General features: G+C 49.8%; 18 protein-coding genes. 8 read left to right on the top strand and 10 right to left on the bottom strand.

The window, feature by feature from the left end:
* Positions 1–111 precede the first annotated feature (111 nt).
* From ABWH99_RS07570 to ABWH99_RS07555, 4 genes are all read left to right on the top strand, one after another.
* On the top strand, positions 112–3180 hold the full coding sequence (locus tag ABWH99_RS07570) for a SusC/RagA family TonB-linked outer membrane protein (protein ID WP_375585681.1): 3069 nt from the start codon (positions 112–114) through the stop codon (positions 3178–3180).
* A 12-nt stretch (positions 3181–3192) separates the two neighbouring features.
* Positions 3193–4572: a RagB/SusD family nutrient uptake outer membrane protein gene (locus ABWH99_RS07565; RefSeq protein ID WP_375585680.1), complete on the top strand. Its 1380-nt coding sequence runs from the start codon at positions 3193–3195 to the stop codon at positions 4570–4572.
* Positions 4573–4741: 169 nt separating this feature from the next.
* Positions 4742–5836: a glycine cleavage system aminomethyltransferase GcvT gene (gene gcvT / locus ABWH99_RS07560; RefSeq protein ID WP_375585679.1), complete on the top strand. Its 1095-nt coding sequence runs from the start codon at positions 4742–4744 to the stop codon at positions 5834–5836.
* Complete coding sequence (locus ABWH99_RS07555; RefSeq protein WP_375585678.1) at positions 5833–6588, top strand: 2-phosphosulfolactate phosphatase; 756 nt, start codon at positions 5833–5835, stop codon at positions 6586–6588. Before gcvT ends, ABWH99_RS07555 begins: the two co-directional genes overlap by 4 nt.
* A gap of 12 nt (positions 6589–6600) precedes the next feature.
* On the opposite strand, the gene ABWH99_RS07550 is transcribed toward ABWH99_RS07555, so the two are convergent.
* The 6 genes from ABWH99_RS07550 to hisH form a co-directional block, all read right to left on the bottom strand.
* Entirely contained in the window at positions 6601–7113 is a 513-nt protein-coding gene (locus ABWH99_RS07550; protein ID WP_375585677.1) for a fasciclin domain-containing protein, read from the bottom strand.
* A gap of 434 nt (positions 7114–7547) precedes the next feature.
* Entirely contained in the window at positions 7548–7958 is a 411-nt protein-coding gene (locus ABWH99_RS07545) for a gamma-glutamylcyclotransferase (RefSeq protein ID WP_375585676.1), read from the bottom strand.
* 5 nt (positions 7959–7963) lie between these two features.
* Entirely contained in the window at positions 7964–8578 is a 615-nt protein-coding gene (gene hisIE / locus ABWH99_RS07540) for a bifunctional phosphoribosyl-AMP cyclohydrolase/phosphoribosyl-ATP diphosphatase HisIE (protein WP_375586555.1), read from the bottom strand.
* Between the two features lie 45 nt (positions 8579–8623).
* Positions 8624–9379 (bottom strand): imidazole glycerol phosphate synthase subunit HisF, encoded by a 756-nt coding sequence (gene hisF, locus ABWH99_RS07535; RefSeq protein WP_375585675.1) that lies wholly within the window; start codon positions 9377–9379, stop codon positions 8624–8626.
* Between the two features lies 1 nt (position 9380).
* Positions 9381–10103, bottom strand: a complete 723-nt coding sequence (gene hisA, locus ABWH99_RS07530; protein WP_375585674.1) for a 1-(5-phosphoribosyl)-5-[(5-phosphoribosylamino)methylideneamino]imidazole-4-carboxamide isomerase — start codon at positions 10101–10103, stop codon at positions 9381–9383.
* On the bottom strand, positions 10103–10687 hold the full coding sequence (gene hisH / locus ABWH99_RS07525) for an imidazole glycerol phosphate synthase subunit HisH (protein WP_375585673.1): 585 nt from the start codon (positions 10685–10687) through the stop codon (positions 10103–10105). Before hisH ends, hisA begins: the two co-directional genes overlap by 1 nt.
* A 209-nt stretch (positions 10688–10896) precedes the next feature.
* Here hisH and ABWH99_RS07520 point away from each other — a divergent pair, with 209 nt between their 5' ends.
* Both ABWH99_RS07520 and ABWH99_RS07515 read left to right on the top strand, forming a co-directional pair.
* Entirely contained in the window at positions 10897–11472 is a 576-nt protein-coding gene (locus tag ABWH99_RS07520; RefSeq protein WP_375585672.1) for a hypothetical protein, read from the top strand.
* 204 nt (positions 11473–11676) lie between these two features.
* The gene (locus tag ABWH99_RS07515) at positions 11677–12618 is read left to right on the top strand and encodes a DUF1080 domain-containing protein (protein ID WP_375585671.1); all 942 of its coding nucleotides are present in this window, start codon (positions 11677–11679) and stop codon (positions 12616–12618) included.
* Positions 12619–12756: 138 nt separating this feature from the next.
* Here ABWH99_RS07515 and ABWH99_RS07510 read toward each other — a convergent pair whose 3' ends face one another.
* The 3 genes from ABWH99_RS07510 to ABWH99_RS07500 form a co-directional block, all read right to left on the bottom strand.
* The gene (locus ABWH99_RS07510) at positions 12757–15405 is read right to left on the bottom strand and encodes a HEAT repeat domain-containing protein (RefSeq protein ID WP_375585670.1); all 2649 of its coding nucleotides are present in this window, start codon (positions 15403–15405) and stop codon (positions 12757–12759) included.
* A gap of 118 nt (positions 15406–15523) precedes the next feature.
* Positions 15524–16216: a phosphoadenylyl-sulfate reductase gene (locus ABWH99_RS07505; protein WP_375585669.1), complete on the bottom strand. Its 693-nt coding sequence runs from the start codon at positions 16214–16216 to the stop codon at positions 15524–15526.
* Between the two features lie 120 nt (positions 16217–16336).
* Positions 16337–17494, bottom strand: a complete 1158-nt coding sequence (locus tag ABWH99_RS07500) for an MFS transporter (RefSeq protein ID WP_375585668.1) — start codon at positions 17492–17494, stop codon at positions 16337–16339.
* A gap of 367 nt (positions 17495–17861) precedes the next feature.
* On the opposite strand from ABWH99_RS07500, the gene ABWH99_RS07495 reads away from it, so the two are divergent.
* Positions 17862–18554 carry a spheroidene monooxygenase gene (locus tag ABWH99_RS07495; RefSeq protein WP_375585667.1) on the top strand — a complete coding sequence of 231 codons (693 nt, stop codon included), beginning with the start codon at positions 17862–17864 and terminating at the stop codon, positions 18552–18554.
* Complete coding sequence (locus tag ABWH99_RS07490; protein WP_375585666.1) at positions 18551–19471, top strand: glutamate--tRNA ligase family protein; 921 nt, start codon at positions 18551–18553, stop codon at positions 19469–19471. The genes ABWH99_RS07495 and ABWH99_RS07490 overlap by 4 nt, the downstream gene beginning before the upstream one ends.
* Here the strand turns inward: ABWH99_RS07490 and ABWH99_RS07485 are convergent.
* Entirely contained in the window at positions 19449–20651 is a 1203-nt protein-coding gene (locus tag ABWH99_RS07485) for a Gfo/Idh/MocA family protein (protein ID WP_375585665.1), read from the bottom strand. The genes ABWH99_RS07490 and ABWH99_RS07485 overlap by 23 nt on opposite strands.
* Between the last annotated feature and the right edge of the window lie 119 nt (positions 20652–20770).

Below are 20770 nucleotides of genomic sequence, written 5' to 3'. Positions count from 1 at the left end.
TTTAGCGGGAGGCGCTTGCCGGTAAATCGATATAACAGCTATCTAACCCATGTTCCCGGCAACACACCCAAAATCAGCCTTTTATACGTAAACAACCTAATCTATTCGGGTATGAAAAGAAGTATACTCATTTTGGTGACACTGATAGTGGCGTTTCCGCTAATCGGGTGGGCACAGAACAAAACCGTTACCGGTACCGTCGTTTCAGGCGAGGATAACCTAACCCTACCGGGTGTAAATGTCCAGGTTCAGGGAACGGCCCGCGGCACAGTGACTGACATCGAAGGCAGCTATTCGATCACCGTAGGTAGCGATGAAACCCTGGTTTTTTCCTACATCGGATTTGTCAATCAAGCCGTGCAGGTGGGCAACCAAAGCATCATCGATATCACCCTAATGCCGGATGAAAAAACCCTTGGGGAAGTAGTCGTGGTGGGATACGGTAGTATTACCCGTGGCGATCTGACAGGTAATGTAGCCTCGCTCAAGGGTACTGAAATTGCCAACGTGCCGGTTCCCACCTTTCAGGAAGCCATACAGGGACGAATGTCGGGAGTATTCGTAGAATCCTCCAGCGGCAAAGTAGGCGAAGGGGTCAAAATCCGGGTGCGGGGAACCACTTCCATTTCCGGAGGCAACGAACCCCTGTACGTCATCGATGGCATTCCCGTGACCTCAGCAGGGACGATCGGAAAAAGCAACCCCATGGCCGATATCAATTTCAATGACATTGAGTCCTTTGAGGTATTGAAAGACGCGTCGGCGGCTGCCATTTATGGTGCACGGGCATCCAACGGGGTGGTGCTGATCACCACCAAAAGTGGTTCGGCAGGCAAAACCAAGTTCAACGTGGGCATTCAACGGGGAGTAAGCAGCCCCACGCGAAGAAATGAGTTTCTGAATTCCGCACAGTACATTGAGCTTATGCGCGAATCCGGATACAACAACGATCTGGCAAATGGTCTGGACCCCCTAAATAACCCCAGTGACTACGAAGACTCGGATCTGGAGTTTGTTGAGAGCCGATTGGACCGCTATTCCGGACACACCGACTGGCGAGACGGTACCATCGATACCGATTGGCAGGAACAGGCGTTCAATCCCGATGCGGGCATCACGAATGTGAACTTTTCTGCAAACGGAGGCAACGAGTCCACGCGCTTTTATTTCTCTTCTGCCTATGACAAGCAGGATGGCATCTTGATCCGAAACAAATTTGAGCGCATTTCGGGAAGACTAAACCTGGACCACAAGGTCTCCGAGCGCTTCTCAATCGGAGCCAATTTTAGTTTTTCCAGAACAGAAACTACCACATTACCCGAAGATAACCAGTTCAACAACCCGATTCAGTTGGTGGCACTGGCTCCTATTACACCGATCCGGGACGAAAACGGGATGCTGTACGATCGCCCCACGACCACGTATTACAATAACCTGATCGACTCTGAAAATGCCAATTGGCTTACATCTACCTACCGGAATATCAATACCATTTTTGGTGAATATGCCTTTAGTGATAAACTGCGGTTCCGATCCGAATTTGCTGTCGATATCATCAACCAAAACGATGATCGGTTTTTCGGATCCCGTACCATCACGGGACAGGGTACAAACGGTGAGGGTAGCTCCCGATGGGCAAGGATTCTAAATTACAATACCAATAATTATTTCACCTATACGGATACCTTTGCTGAAAGACACCAATTCGAGGCCGTCGGGGGTATGTCCTTCCAAAAAACAGAGGATGATTATACCCGCGTGGATGGACAGGAATTTCCGTTGGACGATTTGAAAACGCTGGAATCGGCTGCAGAGATCGTGGAGGGAACCTCTGAATTTACGCATCACTCCTTTCTTTCCTACTTTTCCAGGATCAACTACAAGTTGGACAGCAAATACCTGATGACCTTGAGTGCGCGCTACGATGCCTCTTCTCGCTTTGGACGAAATAACAAGTGGGGTTTGTATCCGGCTGCATCTCTGGGCTGGGTTGTGACGGAAGAAAGCTTTTTAACCGGGAAAGAAGGGATCAGTTTACTTAAGTTACGGGCCTCCTATGGTCTGACGGGAAATGCAGATATAGGAGACTTTGATCACTTAGGTTTGTTCGGTCCGGTTTCCTATGGGTTGCGGCCGGGTTTGGAGCCCACGCAAATCCCAAACCCTAATCTCACCTGGGAAACCACGGCCCAATTCAATGTAGGAATCGAATTCGGCCTGTTCAACGATCGGCTGACTGGAGAATTGGATTACTACGACAAACAGACCAATGATCTGCTGCTGCTGGTTCCTGTTCCCGGAACTACCGGATTCGAAACCCAACGGCAAAATATCGGAAGAATGCAAAATTATGGCTTTGAACTGGTATTGAACTCGGCCAACTATGCGGACCAAAATTTCCGCTGGAATACTTCCCTTAATTTCGCCCGGAACATCAATCGGGTTCGGGAGCTCGCGGAAGGGCAGACTTCTATTCCTCCTTCCTCTTCACGTTTTTTGAACGGTATTTTTATTGGTGAGTCCATTGGGGTGTTTTATGGCCCTCGCTATGCAGGAGTAGACCCGGCAAACGGCGATGCGCTCTATTACAGCAATGAAGAGTTAAGTGAAACCACTAATGATTACAACGAAGCGGCAAGGATGGTCGTAGGAGATCCTAATCCGGATTTTATTGCGGGAATAACCAATGATATTACGTATAAAAACCTGCAACTATCCTTTCTCTTCCAGGGAGTATTTGGTAACGAGATCTACGAAGGAGGGGCCGGCTTTTATGCAGCTAACGGGGATTGGTTTGACAACAGCACGGCCGCCCAGTTCGATCGTTGGCAAAACCCGGGAGACATCACGGATATCCCTCAGGCCAGACTTGGCAATTGCAACGGTTGTAGCGCCTCCAGTCGCTTCATCTCGGACGGTAGCTACGTACGGCTGAAAACGCTATCCCTAGGTTATAACCTCCCTTCTTCACTGGTGGACCGGATGAACATCAATAGCGCAAGAATTTATCTGATGGCCCAAAACCTGTTGACCTTTACCAACTACATGGGATGGGATCCCGAAGTGAATGCGGATTATCTGGGAGACACAGCAGCCAATTCCAACGTTTTCCAGGGGAACGATTTTTACACCGCACCGCAAGCGAGAACCTTCTCTGTCGGTATCAATGTAGGATTTTAATTACGAAAACCAATGAAATACAACACCATACATATTACCTTGTTTTCCGGCTTATTTATGCTGGCAGGCGCATGTACCGATCAACTGGATCTGCAACCCGCCCAAAGCGTGGATCAGGAAGTTGCCTTAAGTAACGACGCCAATATCAAAACGGCGCTGATCGGCGCCTATGCAAACCTCCGGAATGAGGACTTATGGGGAGGAAGATCCATCCTGTACGCCGAAATGCTTGGCGCAAACAACGAGATTCGTTGGGAGGGTACGTTCAACCAACCAAGAGAGATCTACAACAAGCAGATTTTTACCAACAATAGTTTCGTCACCGATACCTGGCTTCGGGGGTACGACGCCATTAACATTTGTAACAATGTTCTTGACGTGATCGATAGGGTCAATGAAGAAGATCAAAACCGCGTGAGGGGAGAAGCTCTATTTATAAGAGGAGCAGTCTATTTTGAATTGGTGAAACTCTACGGGCTTCCCTATGCTGCAGGAAATACCGAAACCAACCTGGCTGTACCGATCTTGCTAAATCCAACTCGCGAGGTGACGGGGGAGGATCAGGTTCCGAGAAACACCGTGGAAGACGTGTACCAACAGGTACTAGCTGATTTGGAAACCGCCGAAGGCCTGCTCCCGGAAAACAATGAATTCTTTGCCCGAAATTACGTAGTCGCCGCCTTGCTTTCCCGGGTCTATTTGCAAATGGAACGTTTCGCCGACGCCAGGGATGCGGCCAACCGGGCCATAAACCTGGCAACCGCCAACGGCAAAGGACTGGTCAACGACTACATGGCGGCGTTCAACAACGAAGCGGATACGCAAGAAGACCTTTTCACCATACAGGTCAATGCGCAGGATCCGGACAACAGCATGCATTCATTTTACTCCACTCCTGAATTTGGTGGCAGAGATGGGGATGTAACCATTCTCAGCAACCATACCAATCAATACGAATCCGGAGATGAACGCCTGCAACAATTCTCGGTACGTGCAGGAGAACTACGTACGGACAAATGGCGGGAGCAATTTCGAAATGTAAAAGTAATCCGGCTGGCTGAAATGTACCTTACCCGCGCGGAGGCAAACTTTCGGGAAGGAACGTCCATTGGTGCCACGCCGCTGGAAGACATCAACCGGATTCGCCTGCGTGTCAATCTACCGGCGAAATCCAATCTGAACCTTGAAGAAATTCTACAGGAACGAAAACTTGAACTTGCTCATGAGGGCCATTTTTTACATGATACCAAACGAACCAGGGGAGTGATTCAAGACAATAACACCCCGACTTTGCAATACAGCTATGATGATCCCAGACTGGTGTTTCCAATCCCCCAGCGGGAAATGGATGCCAATTCTGCCCTGGTTCAAAACCCCGGATACGGCAGCTAAGTCCGGGCTGACAGGTGCAACGGCACGGGCCTAACCGCCAAGGACCAAATGGCTCCGGTAGGGATTTCCACAAAAAGACCAGTTCGTGACGGACTGGTCTTTTTTTCGTACGCCACTTCTGAAAATTTCATCACAATGCTTACCTTTGGCCTTTCCAAGACACTACTCCATGCAGGATCCAATAAAAAAAATCGTGTTAAACGACATTCACGAAGCACTGGGCGCGAGGATGATCCCCTTTGCTGGCTTTTACATGCCGGTGAGGTACCATTCTGACATTGCCGAGCACAAAGCCGTCCGGGAAAACGTGGGGGTCTTTGACGTTTCACACATGGGAGAATTCCTAATTTCGGGACCGCATGCGCTGGAACTGATCCAAAAAGTAAGCTCCAACGATGCCTCCAGGCTATCGGTAGGGCAAGCGCAGTACTCTTGTCTACCCAATGAAACCGGCGGAATCGTAGATGACCTACTGATCTACCGACTGGAGGATTCCCGCTACCTTTTGGTGGTGAATGCCTCCAACATCGAAAAAGACTGGCAGTGGATACAATCGCACAACACCATGGGGGCGGATATGGAGAATCAATCCGACGCTTTGTGTCTTTTCGCGGTTCAGGGACCCAATGCGACGAAGGTTTTACAACCACTCACCAAAATACCTCTGGCGGAAATGCCTTTTTACCATTTCCACACCGGGGAGTTTGCCGGAGCGACAGAGGTGATCGTGTCTGCAACCGGCTATACGGGTGCAGGCGGATTTGAGTTGTACGTGAAAAACGAGGATGCACCGGCCGTGTGGAACGCCATTTTTGAATCTGGAAAACCCTATGGCATTCAACCCATTGGGCTGGGAGCCAGGGATACGCTGCGCTTGGAAATGGGATATTGCCTCTACGGCAACGATATCACCGAGGAAACCTCTCCCATTGAGGCCGGCCTGGGCTGGATTACAAAATTTACCAAGGAATTTATCAACCACGAGGCCCTGATGGAGCAAAAACGTTCCGGAGTAAAAAGAAAATTGGTCGGATTCATTCTCGAGGAAAAGGGAATTCCACGGGCCAATTACCCCATTGTAAACACAGAAGGCATCTCCATAGGCGCGGTGACTTCCGGAAGCCTTTCCCCAAGCATGGGTATCGGCATCGGACTTGGATACGTGGACCTGGCCTACGCCAAGCCCGGAACCCGTATCGGTATCGAAGTTCGGAAAAAATCTCTTGAAGCGACGGTTAAAAAACTACCCTTACTGACAACATGAGAACCATTGAAACCTGTATCAGTCCCGAACTGGTTCACCTCCACGAATTAACGGGAAAGACGGTGGTGGTCGTAGATATCTTCAGGGCAAGTTCTACCATGGTTACCGCCCTTGCAAATGGGGTAAAATGCATCAAACCGATTAGCGATCTGGAAGAATGTCGGGCCTATAAAGGCGAACATTGGCTGATTGCCGGCGAAAGAAACGGGCAACAAGCCGAGGGCTTTGACTTGGGTAACAGCCCTCTTACGTTTTTGAGCGGTGCGTTTGCCGGTAAAAAATTGGCAATGACGACAACCAATGGCACACGCGCCATTTCGCTGGCAAAAGCCAACGCCTCTGAAATCCTCATCGGATCGTTCCTTAACCTGCAAGCCACGGTAGATTACCTGCTAGCCAGTGATCGAGATATAGTCGTTCTCTGCGCGGGCTGGAAAGGAAAATTCAATATTGAGGACTCGCTCTACGCTGGGGCCCTTTCGCTGACCCTGGGATGGAAGCACGAATGCGATGCTACACTCGCGATGGAAGCCGTGTTCCAACATGCCCGTGACAACCTCTCCCTATTTTTAGAAAAAGCTTCTCATGCCAAACGCCTTCAAAACCATCACCTGGAAAAAGACATTGATTTTTGCCTGGAGCTAAACCGGTACAATGGTGTCGTCCATTTGGAAAATGGCGTGCTGAAAATCAAACCTGCCTCTGTTAACGAAAAAAGGCTATCTCCCGAGGGAAACAGCCTTCGAACATAAACACAGGTACACTTACATTTCCGGAAGGATAACCGTGTCAATCACATGCACCATTCCGTTTGTAGCCTCGATGTCAGCTGCGGTCACGGTCGCCTTGTTGATCATGGCTTTACCACCTGCCAATTTCACCGTAACTTTTTGGCCCTGTACCGTTTCCACTTCCATCCCATCTTTCAGATCAGAAGATTTGATGGATCCGGGTACCACGTGATACGTGAGGATTTTGACCAATTGGTCTTTATTTTCCGGCTTCAACAAACTTTCTACCGTGCCGGCAGGCAATTTAGCAAACGCCTCGTTGGTCGGCGCAAAAACGGTAAACGGCCCATCGCCCTTCAAAACGTCCACCAGACCACCGGCTTTCACAGCAGCGACAAGCGTGGATAAAAAATCGGTTCCGACCGCCAGGTCTACAATGTCTTTATCCGCTTTTACCGCGGTTGCGGTTTTTTTTTCGTCGTCATTGGCGAAAGACCCGAAGACTACCATAGTAGCCATTAGGAAAATACTTAATACTTTTTTCATGGTATGTTGATTTAGTTGATATGCGTAACTAACCTAAATCAAATCAAATTGTTTGAAATAAAATACCTGAAAAATCTACTATTTCATTTGATAAACACAAAAAATTCGTTGATAATCGAATACTAGACGTATACTCCAACACAGGTGCCTATTCCTTCGCAGCAGGAATGGTAGCTTACTATCACCTCCAGTAGCAACCTTCTGTATCAACCAATGGAAACCAGATCGACATTGCCCTTTCAAAGCACCTACGCAACCGTAAATTACTAACCTGCAACCATTTTCCGCAGCGAAACCACGCAGGAATAGAAAAAAGAGTATCGCCACGAAAAAATCCTGCGCTGTTTAAGTACCCGAATACTCATTTCCGGGAGAGCCGGATTCAAATTTAAACATGGTCCACCTCCGGCCACCAAAAAATTCCTCCACCAATCCTACCGTCGTTTGAATGCCAGGTAGTCACCGCCGGGGATTGGAACAAAGTGATCGGTATAGCCGGAATGAAGGTATGCCCAAGCTGTTGTCCGAGAGCCATCTGCCAGAACTACCCGAATCTGTTTCCGCTCGAATCTGACGCCGGTCTTCAACCACTCGCCCACTCCTTCGTAATCATCCATCAATGCCAACATCCGTTCCTCTGTACTCAGGGCGTATACGTCTCCGTGGACGAAATGCTCGGGATCGGGGGAAAGCACGGCCACCGGGTAGGGCCCTCTATCGAACAATCTCCCCTGAATCGTGCCCGTCCCGAGGTATTGGCACCGTTCTTCCAGGATCTTTGCCATGGGGTGGGAAAATCCTTTACGTAGCGTCCCGTAAACGAACAGGTTGCCAACAGCGGCCATGCGGATTACTTTTGGTGGCGTTTGATCAGTACCTCCATCACCTCGTCCAGTTCATAGCCTTTGGCTTCCAGCAACACCAGGTAGTGAAATAAAAGGTCAGCGGCTTCGCCGAGAAACAAATCCTTGTTATTGTCCTTTGCTTCAATAACGATTTCTACTGCTTCTTCCCCGACTTTTTGAGCTACTTTATTGATTCCCGAGGCGAATAACGAGGCCGTATACGATTTGTCCGACGGATTGTGTTTACGGTCTTTTATTACGTCCCGAAGCTCATCGATAAAGTAGGACTTGGAGCGGTTTTGATGTGCAAAACAAGTATCGTTTCCCGTATGACATACCGGCCCCTGAGGGTTCGCTTGGATCAATAGGGTGTCCTGGTCACAATCCAATTCGATTCCCCGGATGAGCAGGAAGTTTCCGGAAGTCTCTCCCTTGGTCCAAAGCCGCTGTTTGGTGCGGCTGAAAAAGGTTACTTTTCCTGTTTTTCGGGAAATCTCAAGGGCTTCCTGATTCATGTATCCCATCATCAGCACCTCTTTGGTATGCTCGTCTTGTACAATGGCAGGCACCAGACCATTTCCTTTGTCAAAATCTACCGTTAACTTGTCCATTTGCTTTATTTTAGTTTCGCTGGCTCTCTGACCGAAAGCCGGGGCTGAATGACATTATCTCCGTACCGCAATCCCTTCCTTTTCAAGATACTGCTTTAACGCGGGAATGGGAATTTCCTTAAAATGAAAAATACTGGCCGCCAGGGCTGCATCGGCCTTTCCGGCGGTAAACACCTCTTTGAAGTGCTGCATCTTCCCTGCCCCACCGGAGGCAATGATAGGAATGGTAAGCAATGCGGATAGGTCCGCTGTTATTTCGTTGGCAAACCCGTTTTTCACGCCATCGTGGTCCATGGAAGTCAACAAGATTTCCCCTGCTCCCCGGTCGGCTACTTCCCTGGCCCATTCCCGGGTCTGCAACAAGGTGGGTTTTCTGCCGCCATGGGTATGGACAAAGTCGATTCCGTCGATATTTCTTGTATCAATTGCCACCACGATACACTGGCTTCCAAATTCCCTGGCCATTTCGTCCAGCGCCCGCGGATTTTTTACGGCTGCGGAATTGATGCTTATCTTGTCGGCACCGGCATTGAGCAAGGCTTTTACATCATCGACGTTCGAGATACCTCCGCCAACGGTGAAAGGAATATTGACGGTTTTCGCTACCCGGGTTACAAGGTCGACCAACGTCTTTCGCTTTTCTACCGTGGCCGTGATGTCCAGGTATACCAATTCATCTGCCCCCTCCTGCGCGTATAAACGACCAAGCTCCACCGGGTCACCTGCATCCCTCAATTCAACAAAATTGACCCCCTTCACGGTTCTTCCATCTTTAACGTCCAGGCAGGGGATGATTCGTTTCGTTAGCATATTAATTTCGGATAAATGACCTGAGTTCCGCTAAACTTATTCTCCCTTCATAAAAAGCCTTTCCAACAATGACGCCGTAAACCCCAGCCGCTTCCAGGTCCTCAAGGTCCCGTACCGATGCCACACCACCACTGGCAATCAAACGGATACCAGGAATTTCCTGCAGAATTTCTTTGTACAAGGCCAGAGAAGGCCCTTCGAGCAGCCCGTCCCTTGCCACATCCGTACAAATGACGTAACGTACCCCTTTTTCGAAATAATCGCGAATAAACTGGATCAGGTCCATGGATGTGGTCTCTTGCCACCCGGAGATGGCTATCTTTCGGTCTCTGGCATCGGCGCCAAGGATCAGCCGCTCCCCACCAAACGCCTGAAGCCAACCGGTAAATACCTCCGGATTCTTCACGGCAATGCTGCCTCCGGTCACCTGTCTTGCCCCCAATCGAAATGCGAGTTCCAAATCCTCGTCCGACTGTATGCCTCCTCCAAAGTCTACCGCAAGGGAAGTGGCCTGACAAATGCCCCCGAGAACCTCTTTATTCACAATTCTTTTGGTCTTGGCTCCGTCCAGATCCACCACATGTAGTCGCCGTATTCCGGCCGCCTCAAATTTCTTGGCAACTTCCACAGGATCCGAAGCGTATTCCTTTTTTTGGGAATAATCGCCCTGGGTCAGGCGTACACATTTCCCGTCGATGATATCAATTGCTGGAATGATTTCCATTATAAATTCAGAAAGTTCGTTAATATGGTCTCCCCCACCCGGCTGCTTTTCTCAGGATGGGCCTGCATGGCATAGTAATTATCCCGGTGTAGCAAGGCAGAAAAATCGTGCATGTAATGGGAAGTAGCGATGGTATAGCGTGGATCCACCTCCGCGTAGTAGCTGTGCACGTAGTACACGTAGTCAGCATCTGTCAAACCTTTCAACAATGGAGACGATAGATGCTGTAAGTTGTTCCAGCCCATGTGCGGGACTTTTTCTATCGAAGGAAACTTCTTTACCTGTATAGGAAACACACCCAGGCAGGCCGTATCGTATTCCTCCGAATGCTCACAAAGCAGCTGCAAGCCCAGGCAGATCCCAAAAAAGGGTTGTTCCAGCGACTGGATCAATTGATCCAGCTTTCGTTCCCGCAGGTACTTCATGGCCGTACTGGCTTCCCCCTGTCCGGGAAACACTACTTTGTCTGATTTTTTGATGGTTTCCCAATCGTCCGTAAGGGTGGCATTGGCTCCCAGGCGCTCCATGGCATACAGCACCGATTGCACATTTCCGGCGTTGTATTTGATCACTGCTACGTCCATTTTTATTCTCTACCGGATTAGGTATGCATTTTTTTAAGAATCCGCTAATTTAACCCTTTTACCGATAGGCGGAAAATTTACCGGTGATTTTTGGCAACAACCGGGACTTTGGGTTTTTTCACAGATTTTCTCCCGAAAAAAATCGCTGCCTGCCCTGAACAATTTCAAAATAATCCGGCAAATTAGTTATTGAAACCATTCCACATTCCGTGAAAAACCTGCTGGCCCTACGTATTTCCCAAATCGCCCACCCCATTGTTTTGCTGGTAGGATTTCTGGGGTACTCCTTTTTTTCTGTTCTCGAACCCATAAAGGCCGGATGGACACTGGCAGGCACCGTATTTCTCGGTATCCTGCCCCTGATTCTTTGGAACGAGTACCATAGGCGTAGCGGTCGGTATACAAATTTCGACGTTTCCCTGCGGACACAGCGGTATTCCCTATACCCCTGGATGCTCTTTCTCGGGATCGTGGTTTTTGGGTTTTTATGGCTGAGCAATCAGCCCGGACCGGTACTCACCGGAGGGCTGGTACTGATACAACTGCTGATGATCTCCTTCCTGCTAAATTTTCGCATCAAAGTCTCCCTGCATCTGGCAATAGCCGCTTATATTTCCATCGCGCTCTACCCCATTAATTTTCCAATGGGCATCGGGCTCTTTGTGCTGCTTCCACTTATCGCCTGGTCCCGGTGGTACCTGGGAAGGCATGGAATCCTGGAACTGGTATTGGGTGCCCTGCTCGGCCTGATTTGCGGATTTGAATTTCTTTGGCTCAGCCCTTAAGTGGCAGTACCCCTACCTGTGCCCAATCCCCCTGTTGCCAGACAGGAATCGCCTGTTCGCCTCAGACCCTTTCTCGGGGGTTTTGCCAAACGGGGACGGGTTGGCCAACCGACAGGGACGCCCTGGCTTTATTTCCACTTCTGCTTTATTTGCCGGCAAAAATCGAGTATTTTTATCCGATTATCAACCAATATTTGCATACGTATGAGAAAATTTCAAATCAACTTAATGACGGGGTTCATTTTTTGCCTGTTGTTTGCCGGCACTAACCTATCCGCTCAGGATTCGGAGGAGTTATTGGGAAGATGGGACCTTACCGTTACAATGGACGGCAAGGAAGTCCCTTCCTGGCTGGAGGTAAAACTTTCCGGAATCCGAACGCTGGTGGGATATTTTGTGGCCCACAACGGCAGTGCAAGACCGATATCCCAGGTGCATTTTGACCGGGGAAGGGTGCATTTTTCTATCGCTCCACAATGGGATGACTCGGATCGGGACATGTTCTTTGAAGGACAGCTACAGGAAGGAAAACTCACCGGCACCATCAAAGGCAGCATGGGCCAAACACATTCCTTTATGGGCGTTAAAGCACCCTTATTGGTCCGGGAAACAGCTCCAAAATGGGGAAAGACTGTGGCTTTGTTCAATGGAAAAAACCTGGACGGCTGGCATGCGGATAAAGCGAGCAACCAATGGAAAGTAGTAGACGGCATTCTTACCAGCGAGGAAGCAGGAGCCAACCTGATTTCGGACCAGAAATTTGAGGACTTTAAACTCCGTGTAGAATTTCGCTATCCCGAAGGAAGCAACAGTGGTGTCTACCTGAGGGGCCGGTACGAAGTTCAGATCGAAGATAATAAAGGAACACCGCCCTCCTCGATTTACTTTGGCGGGGTATACGGATTTTTGACACCCAACGAAATGGTGGCCGGCGGCCCAGGCGTTTGGCAGAGCTTCGACATCACCCTTGTCGGACGTCGGGTGACGATCGTAGCAAATGGCAAGGAAATCATCTGCGATCAAATTATTCCAGGCATCACGGGAGGCGCTCTCGATAGCCAGGAAGGCGAGCCGGGTCCCATAATGCTGCAGGGAGATCATGGAGCCATTGAATTTCGAAAAATTGAGCTTACTCCAGCCAGGTAAGCCTCACCCGGTGAATAAATACTCCCCTTGGGATCCCGACATACGCTATCTCCATCATCAGAAGTAAACCTACCACCAAAAGGCCCGTTCACAGCAAAACGGGCCTTTTGATGGTAGGATTCTTCACAGAAAAAACCCTTATTTCTGTTGGGAAAGGAAGGTAATCAGGGATGCAAACTCTTCGTAGGAAAGGGAATTGGCAAGTCCAGCGGGCATCATGGAATTTTCCATTTCGGTACGTTCTTTGACGTTGTCAGCAGCCAATGTAAAGGCCTGCCCCGCGATATTGCGAATAACAAGCCGCGTAGCACTTTCTTCGGTAACGAAGCCGACATAGGTTTTATCGTCTCTTGTCTGGATCATTACCGTGGCAAAGCCCTGCGAAATCGATGCGTTCGGCTTGAGAATTGACTCGGCGATTTGCTCGCGAGACATGATACTTCCGATTTGTCCCATATACGGGCCTTTCATTTGCTCATCCGGAGCAATGCTGTGGCAAGCCTTACAGCCTTGCTGCTCAAAAATAGCTTTACCTTTAATCGCTTCACCGGGTATCTCCTGCATGGCCAGTAGGATGTCCTCGATTGAGGAGGCACCTATTTGCCCTTTCTGATTTTTAATCTTCTCTAAATCTACGTCGGGTTCTTCCAACACCTCTGTGACGGAATAATCTCCACCAAATTCCAGAATTCCCATGCGGTTTTTCTGATTCAGCATGGCAATATAGTCCTTGTCGGCTTGACTTCCATTCTCCCAGAGCTGTTGAAACAGGGATTTAACTTGTGGAGAAGCTGCCCACAAGACGGATTTGTAGTAAGGCCCGTGGGTATCCGGACGGGTACCCCACCACCAGGAACCATCGTATGGTGCCTCTTTGGTATACAGCCTGGCCAGTGTATTCAGAATTCCTTGCTTTACCTCCATCTGCTCTGTTCCTGCACCGTTGTACCGGGCAATTAAACCCGAAACCGCTTTTTCGGTATGCATGTAACGTAACGCCCATAGCGCCAATGTGGAATTACCGGTTCCTACAGCCTGCAGGCAGGCTTCGTCTGCGCCAAGACTGACCAGGGCTCTGACAGCCAGATGGGGTAAGATGATTTCTGCATTTGGCTGAGCATGGGGACCCTCTTCACCAAGTTTTGGTGCCTGAAAGGAATCCGGAACGGGTACCTCGAGCAAATGAGGCACTGCTTCTTCCTTTCCAATCCGCCCCAGTGCAATGATGGCCGCAGCCCGAACCCGGGGTGAAGGATCGCTCATTGCGTCCACAAAAGGTGCTATCGGTAGCTCGGAAACGTAGGCCGTCCGGTCGGTAACGGCCCGAATAACATGCTCTTTCAGGTCGGGATCCTCGATCAGCCTCATCATGTCATCCAGACCGGCAGCACCGCGAATCTGGGAATAGGCGTATAGGGCTGCCACTCGCGCGTACAAGGGTTCCCCCACCTTTTTGGCAAGGCGAAGCGCTTCATCAGCAGCCTCCGCACTCCCTCTGCCGATCAATTCCTGCTGTGCATACAGCCGAATGGTGGCGCTTTCCTCTCTCAGCAAGTCAATCAGATCGTCGGTAGCCGTTTTTTCCAGGTTCGGCATGTCGGAATATTCCCAGGACTTGGGAACAACGCGTACCACATACCCCTTTTGATCGTTTCCGGAATAGCCGGCTCCATCCCAGGCTGCCATGAACATTCTTCCCGTACCGTCGATGTCCAGGTCCGTAATCTGGGGTAGCTTAAAAAATTCTTCTTCCTGCTGGGTGTAGGATGGCCCATCCGGACTGACGCGGTGTACGTATACCTGACTCCGACCCCAGTCGGCCATCAAGGGCACCTGGTTGTACTTGTCGGGCCATCGGTAATCATCCATAAATAACGCTCCGGTTCCGGAACCTCCCCCCACATCTACCAGGGCAGGAAGGATCTCTTCCGTGAAATTTTTAAAAAGAACCGGGTATCCGTACTCTCCGGATTGTATCTGGTGAATAAAGCGAATGTTCCAACCCCCTCCATCGTTGGTATTGCCACGGGTGAATATATTCATGTAGGGGTCAATGGCCACATCGTAAATATTTCTAAGTCCATGGGTGTAGACTTCCATTTCCGTACCATCGGGTCGTACCCGAAGTATTCCCCCTCCAAGCATGGTCATTTCCTTACCCTCCCGGTCGACGGCACCGTGAAAACCGAAATCGCCAACTGCAATGTAAATCCAGCCATCGATGCCCAGTCGTATACCGTTGGTTGCGTGGTCTGTCCCCCGGCCTTGAAGAAACTTCGGGGAACTGATGTGCTGAATGAGCGGAGAGGAGGGGCCGTCTGCCACCCCATCCTGGTCCTTATCTTCAAACACGACGAGGTCCATTCCGGTAGCAAGGCTATCTTCCATGGAGAATTGGGTATGCAATACGTAGAGTTTTTTGCCCAGCGGGATAATTCCCCGGGGATTGTCTACCACTGCAAAAACCGTGTGTTCGTCCGCTACTCCATCGTTGTCGGTATCAATGAGTTTGACAATCCTGCCTTTCCCGGGGGTTTTTCCCAGGGATCCGATAGCATCCACACCCACATACACCTCTCCGTAGGGGGAAACAGCCAAACAAGCCGGGCTGGGCGTTATGTCCGGGCCGGAAAAGGCCTGCACCGCCAGGTCCTCCGGCCAACCCAGCGCCTGACTGAGGGAGTCCAGAGAAGCAGAGGTGGTCGATTCGATGAGCTCTACTTTCTTTTCTGGCTTGCATGCGATTGCGGCAAGGAACACTACTAGTAAAATGTAATTTCTGTTCATAAGGAATTGCTAATTGAGGGACGAAAAATATGGAAAAAGGAAAACCCATCCAACAATCGGATGGGTTTTGTGTCAAAATAACGTTTAACCTTGAAAAAGACCGCTCAAGGGATGTTTTTTATAAATGCAGTCCGCATTCCGTCTTCGGACTATTGTTCCACCGTCCGCTTCGATCCTCCCCAGGTACGGTACAATGCTTGCAACCAATGGAGTGGTACCCAAAAGCAATCAGGGGATGAAACGGCAACTGATGCTCTTTTATGAACTGATCCCGCTCCTCTTCGGTAACATCCAGCAAGGGATAAAATTTCAAAATCCCTCCCCGCTCTTCAAAAATGTCCAGGCTGGCCCGGTGATCGCTCTGCCAACGCATCAGCCCCGAAACCCATACGGAAAAGCGGCTTTTGATCAATTCCAAAGGCTTTACCTTATTAATCGAGCAGCAAAGCTCGGGGTCTGATTTCCAGGTTTGATTGACGGTGGTAAACGCGTGGTCTTCCTTCCCTGCACTCACGGAGGCCACATTGAGGCCGTAAAGCTCGGTAAGCTTCTTCTTGTAGTCCAAAGTCTCAGGAAAATGATACCCCGTGTCAATAAAATAGATTTTCTGCTCCGGATTACACTTGGAAAACACACTCAGCAAGAGGGCCGATGTGGCGGCAAAAGAACTGGTGAGCATCACCTCTTTGGCATCAAAATCCTCATACAGGCGAAGTACCCGCTCTTCCACACTCAGCGGTTGGTAGCGGGCATTCAACGCTTTAATTTCTTCTTTCGAATACACCTTTTTTGAAATCAATGACTCCTGCATGTTGCTTCTCTATTAATTCTATAAAACCTACCGATTTGGTATGGTACTAAATTTTGGTAAAATTAAGCATAAATTTTTAAAAACCAATACCTGCGAATTGTAAATGAATTTGGCTTGAAATCAGGAGGAAACGGCGGAAAACCTGACCCGGACCGTCCAAACCCAAAAAGTAATCATCAAACCCACCAGGGCCATCAACGCGAAGGACCCTTTCAGGCCAATCAGTTCGGCAACGAAGCCAATCAAAGGAGGCCCCAGCAAAAAACCGAAATAAGAGATGGTGGAAACCATCGCAATGGCAAGACCTGGGGCATAGACCCCCGTCTTGCCAGCCAGGCTGTAAGTCAGCGGTACCACGGCCGCGGTCCCAAAGCCAACGAGCACAAATGCAGGAAGGACAATCCAAATGACCGGAAAAATCACCGAAAGCAACAATCCGGAAAAAACCAGCAGTCCCGATAATTGCAACACTGCGATCTTCCCAAAACGGTTGGCGAGGCGATCTGCCAGGAACCTTCCGGAGGCCATGGCCCCCATATACGCTACGTATCCGCCAGGAACCCATGCTGCCGATGCGCCCACCTCTCCTGCCATGTAAATTCCCGACCAGTCAAACATGCAGCCTTCGCACATCATGCCACAGAAGCCCACCATTCCCAACCGGGCTAGGGTCCCGTTGGGTTTTTTCCAGACAAATCCCCCTCCCCCGCTTTCTTTTTTGTTGATATCCGATACTACTCCCTTCTCGAAGTAAATCACCATTATGGCTCCAATCAAAAGAACAATCAAGTAGTGATCTGCGGGGGCAAAGTCCAAATAGACCATCAAGGCACCTATCCCTGCCCCGATAAATCCCGCCAGACTCCACAGCCCATGAAAGGAACTTAGTATATTTCTACCGTAGTCTTTTTCAATTCCCAGGGCCTGTGTATTCAGCGAGATATTCATCATATTGCCCATTATGCCAAAGAGAAAGACCACGATCGCTAGCATAAACGCATCGGGAGCGATTGCGATACCAAGCAAAAAAAGCAGGTAAAAAGTCATGCCAACCAGCACCACAGTTTTGCTTCCGAACCGAAAAACCGCCCAGGCGGCCAATGGGAGTGCCAACAAAGAACCCAGCGGCATGCCTACCAAAACCGAACCCAACTGTCCCTCACTCAATTGAAATCTCTTCTGTAAATCGGGTATGCGGGAAGCCCAGGAAGAAAAACAGAGCCCTGTTAGAAAAAAAAACGCACCGGCAGCGAATCGCCTTGTCTTTAACTGTACCATACCCGCATTTACAAGTAACAAAGGTACGCGAGAAGAACGTATATTCCGTTCAATTTTCCCTCTTTTCCTAAACTTTATCGACCGGTACAAGGTTACCTGTATCAAACAAATACATGCATCGAATGACATTAGCCGATCCTTTTCGATTTTTGTTTTCTGACGCTGTTCCCATTTACTAAACCCGACCGTTTATCCCATGGAATTCGTTATCGCAGGGACCACCATCGCCCTGGCCATCCTTCTAATCCGGATCATCATCAAGCGGGTTTTTGATTGATTTTCCAGGAGCCAACGTGATTTTTTCCGAAGGCTTTCTTATACTTGCGCCAACGGGTTGGGTAGGGAGTATTACCCCAGCATGCAACTTATGAGTGACAACCAAGAAATCGTATCCATTACTTTTTTTGAATACCCCAAGAGAAATCGGTGGTGGGCATTTAACCAAATGCAGAAGGCAGTTTCCCCGATTCGTCGAGTCGAAGGGGTCTCCTTTTTTAAGTTAATGGGTACGGGTGGGGGATTTGGATTTTCCATCAAACCGGATTTCGGAACCTATGCCCTGCTGCTGGTCTGGAAAAATGCCGATTTTGCCAGGAAATATTCTGAATCGGAAATCTATAAGCGGTTTAGCCAGCAATGCTTAAGCAACTTCACCTATTGGATGCGCTGTGTTCAATGCCAGGGGAGCTGGAATGGAAAGCAGCCATTCGCGGTGACCGCAACTGCGAAAAGCCAGGAGCCGCTCATGGTCATCACCCGGGCCCGGGTAAAAATCCTTAAAATTCCACGATTTTTGCGATTTGTCCCCGCTAGCAGCCGCTCTGCCGAACGAGCCGACGGACTGCTTTTTACCAAAGGTATCGGAGAATGGCCGGCCATCGAACAAGCTACCTTCAGCTACTGGGAAAGTCAGAAACAAATGGAAGCCTTTGCCTACCGATCGGAACACCGAAAAATCATACTGAAAGTAAAAAAAGAAGGTTGGTACAAAGAAGAGCTGTTTGCCCGCTTTGTGCCCGTTTCCATCTCGGGTGCCCAACAAAACAGCGAGCAAACGTGACTCCCGCCTTCCATAAAACCAGACTGGCGCCGACACCGAGTGGGTACCTGCACCTGGGAAACTTTGTGTCCTTTCTAATCACGGTGAGTTTGGCAAGAAAGCACCGGGCAAAGATCGTGCTACGGATTGACGATTTGGATCGACAACGGACCCGAAACGAATACCTGCAGGACATTTTTGACACGCTTGATTTTTTGGAAATCCCCTACGACGAAGGGCCGCGAAGCGTAAGCGACTTGAAGAACCAATATTCCCAACGATGCAGAATGCCATACTACCAGGCGCTGTTGGAGGACTTAGCCAATGCGGACCAGCTTTTTGCCTGTGACTGCTCCCGAAAAAAGATCCAAAAAAACCATCCCAAAGGCTGGTACAATGGCCATTGCCTGCACCGAAACCTCTCCCTTACGGGAGCAGACCGGGCCTGGCGATTAAAAACAAGACCCGATATAGTGTACCCGCTCATCGACTATCCTGGCGTCAGACGAAACTGCCAGATTCCGGACGCCATGGCTTATTTTGTGGTACGAAAAAAAGACAGAGACCCTGCCTACCAACTCGCTTCGCTGGTAGACGATCGCTTGTTTGGTATTGACCTCATTGTCCGGGGAGAGGATTTATGGGATTCTTCGTGCGCACAGCTCTATCTATCCTCGCTGCTACCGGATCAGCCCCTTGCCGGAGCCACCTTTTTTCACCACCCCCTTCTCAAAGAAGGCAACCAAAAACTTTCCAAATCGGAAGGAGCCCTGGCCATAAGAACCATGCGGCAAAGAGGAATGAAAAAAACCGAGCTTTACCGCCTGGCAGCCAAACATACGGGAGTAGCCCGACCCGTTCAAAGCCTGGAGGAGTTCGTTCCCGCCTACCTGGATTTACTGGAACCCCTTTCCCCTACGCATCAAAATCCGGAATAGGGAGTAGTGCCCCTCCTTTTAGGGACGATTGGTGGGCAACAATACCAGGTACCGTGTAAGCCAGCGCTTCGTAGACATCCACCAATGGAGGACGGTTCTCGATAATCGAACGAATGAATTCGTGGGTAAGAAAGGTATGGGAACCGTCGTGACCGCTGTTGTGCCGCAGGGGTTCCGGCAACATCTCCGTTTCCCACCATCGTGGAAATTCAAAGGCTTCTACCTTGTTTTTGGTGTGTACAAACCCGGCATCGTCCCTCCCTTCTGCTTGTTCTTCGGTGATCCGTGTACCTGTACCCGAATGTCCGGAAGGGAGAAACAAACTCATTTTTTCTCCCCGCCACTCCCCTCTTTCCGCATTTCTCAGCGCCCCTTTCCAGTTAACTTCCACTCGGAAGGGATGCCCCTGGTTGGTGTGAAAAAAGGCGGTTTGATTCCAGAATGGATTCTGATAAGGATTACCTTTCAATAACCCCTCTCCTTCGCCCCAACCGAGGCAACTGACACTGCTTAGTCTTTCTCCCGTCACGCTGATCAAAAATGCCGTGCAATGCGTCGGATAATGCATGGGCGGTAATCCGTGTCTCCAGGTGGGCTCTCCGTTTTCAAACCAGAGCGCCTCCAGCCCGGGATGATTGTACTCTGCTGCTGCACTGAAAATTTGTCCAAATCGGCCCTCCTCGTAAAATTTTCTCGCCGTGATGGTCCCCTGCATGTAAGCAGTAGTTTCAGCCATCATAAAGATTTTTCCGGATTCACGTACGGCTGCCCTTACCGCTTCACATTCCTCCAGTGTCATGGCAAGTGGAACCGCACATAGTACATGCTTGCCGGCTTTCAGGCTCGCAAGGGTGTGGCGTGCGTGATCCGGGGCAGGTGTGGCCAGAAACACGGCGTCGACGGCCGGGTCGGTCAGCAGTTGCTCCAGAGAAGGATAGCTTTTTGCACATCCGTAGGTTTTCATCAGTTGATCCCGGCGGTCTTTTCGCAAATCGCTTACCGCTTCAACATGACAGTCCGGGTGTTCGTGAAATTGAAACGTCGCTCCGAATCTTCCTCCTACGATTCCGACGCGTACTTTCTTTGCACGGGGCCGTCCAATAGCAGGCAGCCCACCCATGAGCAACAAGCCGGAGGCAGCTCCTGCATGCTGAATAAATTTTCGTCTGTTCAGACCCATTTTTTGGTGTGGTTTATCGTACTTTTGGCAAAGGATTTTCCCTTGTACCAAACGGCGTTCCGCGCGCACAAAGTGGCTCCGAAAAACCCGTGGTAAAAACGGCTTTTCCCGGCACGAAA

It is taken from the genome of Cyclobacterium xiamenense (genome assembly GCF_042140265.1).
In the GTDB taxonomy this organism is placed as follows: Bacteria; Bacteroidota; Bacteroidia; order Cytophagales; family Cyclobacteriaceae; genus Cyclobacterium; species Cyclobacterium xiamenense_A.
Note: the sequence above shows the minus strand (reverse complement) of the source record. Positions and strands in the feature narration are given on the sequence as shown.